At 58.0% G+C, this 3,065-nt stretch carries 3 protein-coding genes; all 3 read left to right on the forward strand.

The features are described from left to right. A partial coding sequence (locus QWB57_RS10225) for a glycosyltransferase (RefSeq protein ID WP_288969419.1) occupies positions 1 to 390 on the forward strand: 390 nt, incomplete at its 5' end. A 5-nt stretch (positions 391 to 395) separates the two neighbouring features. Further along, on the forward strand, positions 396 to 1,394 hold the full coding sequence (locus QWB57_RS10230; protein WP_288969420.1) for a glycosyltransferase family 1 protein: 999 nt from the start codon (positions 396 to 398) through the stop codon (positions 1,392 to 1,394). Positions 1,395 to 1,434: 40 nt separating this feature from the next. Beyond that, on the forward strand, positions 1,435 to 3,065 hold a 1,631-nt coding region (gene asnB / locus QWB57_RS10235), incomplete at its 3' end, for an asparagine synthase (glutamine-hydrolyzing) (RefSeq protein WP_288969422.1).

Here is a 3,065-nt window from a genome sequence, read left to right on the forward strand (position 1 = left end):
ATGCCAAAAGCTTTGCAAGAATCTGAAGCTCTGGTGTTTACATCTGAGTTTGAATCCTACGGCCTAATCGCAACCGAAGCTGCCGCCGCAGGGTTGGCGCTGGTTGTGGCTGACGGCATTGGGTGTGTTGGTGATACTGTATTGGCGCGAGCGGGGGTGAATGCGTTGATTTACCCGCCTGGTGACGTGGATGCGCTGGCTGATGCGATGCTGCAATTGCTTGTCAATGATAAACTTCGGCTGGATATGCAGCAGGCAAGCCGATCCATTGCGGCCGAACATGATATCCCTGTGGCTGCTGCCATTATGGAAAGTGTAGTGAACAAAGTTTGCGCCAGGGGCGGGGGTGAAAATATGGCTGCCCGTGTCGATGTTGCGCCTGAAGCATAGTAGTCATGCAAATTTGCATTACCTATTTTCTTCGGCAGCCGCGTTTCGGGATTTTCAGTATCGAACGCTTGTATGAAGATGTACGCGCAGCATTGCCAGCCGACTGCGAGGCAACGACGTGGACATGTCGGTATCCAAGCACGGGGTTATGGCCGCGTCTTCGCGATGCATGGGCGGCGCGCAAGGTGCAGGGCGATGTTAATCATGTCACGGGCGATACGCATTACCTGACATATTTTTTAAATAAGCGCAGCACCGTACTTACCGTGCATGACTTAGTGTCATTGGGCCGTTTGCGTGGCATCAAGCGTTGGCTGTTTTGGCTGCTATGGTATTGGTTGCCAATTCGACGTAGCCAAGCTGTGGTTACTATTTCGGAGGCAACCCGTGCGGAGTTGTTGGCTAGCGTGAGATGTGCCCCGGAAAAGGTATCTGTGATTCATAACCCGGTGTCGGACGAGTTTCAGTTCTCTGCTGCAAACGTGATATCGGCTACGCCAAGAATTTTGCACATTGGTGTTACACCCAACAAGAATCTGGAGCGGGTGGCGCAGGCATTGCAAGGGATTGCCTGCACTCTCGTGGTGATTGGGCCGTTGTCACCATCGCAAAAGGCAATCCTGTCCGCGCATGGCGTCGCTTGCGAGAACCACTTCAACCTGTCGCGTGCTGAGCTGCTGACTCAATACCAGCGTGCGGATATGCTGCTATTTGCTTCCACTTACGAAGGCTTTGGCTTGCCGATCATTGAGGCGCAGGCGGTGGGCCGGCCCGTGATCACGAGTGATTTGTGTTCGATGCCCGAAGCCGCCGGCGGTGCGGCTTGCTTGGTGGATCCGTATGATGTGGCGGCGATTCGCCAAGCGGTATTGCGAGTGATGGAAGATCATGAGTATCGCGATGATTTAATCGCACGCGGCCTGGTCAATGTCGAACGCTTTCGCGCGAGCAAGGTTGCTGCCCAATATGCCCAGCTGTACCGTACCGTTGCCGGTGGCGGCTGACATTTTCAACGATTGAGATCGATACATTATGTGTGGCTTTGTGGCTGCGTTCACTGATCTGCCAATCCCAGACGTCGCCCTGCACGGGGCGCTTTCGCAACTGCGCGCGCGTGGGCCGGACGGGGAAGGGGTATGGCGCGAGAATGGGGTTGCGCTTGGCCACCGGCGTCTTGCCATTCTGGATTTGGATCCACGCGCGGCGCAGCCGATGCATTCGGCCTGCGGTCGCTACGTGATTGCCTTCAATGGCGAAATCTATAATTTCCGCGCCTTGCGGGACGAGCTTTTGGCCGCAGGCGGCAGTTTTCGCACCCAAAGTGACACCGAAGTTTTGCTGGAATTGTTTGCGCGTGAAGGCGTCGCGATGTTGCCCAAATTGCACGGCATGTTCGCCTTCGTCATCTGGGATCGGCACACGCAGCGTGGTTTTGCGGCGCGTGATCCGTATGGCATCAAGCCGTTGTATGTGGCGAAGGTCGAAGGCGGGGTGCTGCTGGCATCGCAGGTCAAGGCCTTGATGGCGACGGGTCTGGTGGCAAATGCAGCGGATGTTGAAGGGCAGGCCGGGTTTTGGCTGTTGGGCAGCGTGCCGGAGCCGCAAACGTGGTATCGCGATATTCGCGCCATCCCGGCCGGGCATTACGTGTGGATCGAACACAACGCGATCTCAGCAACTACCTGCTGGCAGGATATCGGCGCGGCGTGGCGCAACACATCGCCGCAACCGTTGCCGGATGACGCCGTGCAGGCGCAGGTGCGCGCTGCGCTGCGTGAATCGGTGGCGCGGCATCTGGTGGCCGACGTGCCGGTGGGCGTGTTTTTGTCTGGCGGTATCGACTCGGGCGCACTGGCCGGGTTGATGGTGGAAGCGGGCGCGCGCGACCTGCAAGGCATCACCATTGCCTATGACGAATTTGCCGGCAGCCATGAAGATGAAGCCCCGGTCGCCGCCGCGATTGCCGCGCATTACGGCATCCAGCACCATGTGCGGCGGGTGGGGCGGGACGAATTTTTAGCCGACCTGCCGCGCATACGTGCAGCGATGGATCAGCCCAGCATCGACGGCATCAACACTTGGTACGCCAGCAAGGCCGTGGCCGAGTTAGGCTTGAAGGTGGTGGTGTCGGGTGTGGGTGGCGACGAGCTGTTTCAGGGCTACCAGAGTTTCCACCAGTTGCCGCGTCTGGTGCGGCGTTGGCGCGGCCTGTCTGCCCTGCCCGGAATACACTGGTTGGGCCGCAAAGCGGGCCAATGGCAGGCGCAGCGCAGCGGCAATGCGCGCTGGCGGCATGCTGCCGATTGGATGCAAACTATCGAGGGCGCATGGTGGTTGCGTCGCGGCCTGTTTGCACCCGATGACGTGTCCGAATTAACCGCAGGCATGGCTGATGGTGCGAAGTTTGATCCAACCCAATCGGTGCATGCCATGACCGGTGTTTTGCCCCGCGATCCACGTTTGGCGCTGGGGCAAATTGAATCAATGACGTATATGCGCAATCAATTATTGCGCGATTCCGACTGGGCCAGCATGGATCACAGCGTCGAATTGCGCACGCCACTGGTGGATGCGCATCTGTTGCAGCAATTGCAACCCCTTTTAGGTAATTTCTCCCGTTTCCCCAACAAGCGTTTATTGGCGAATGCCCCCGCCAAGCCACTGCCGGAAAGTAT

Source organism: uncultured Thermomonas sp., from assembly GCF_937872235.1.
Classification (GTDB): domain Bacteria; phylum Pseudomonadota; class Gammaproteobacteria; order Xanthomonadales; family Xanthomonadaceae; genus Thermomonas; species Thermomonas beijingensis.

Excerpts from the sequence above, each read along its gene's own strand:
- QWB57_RS10230 (WP_288969420.1), top strand. The coding sequence starts at position 396 with ATGCAAATTTGCATTACCTATTTTCTTCGGCAGCCGCGTTTCGGGATT.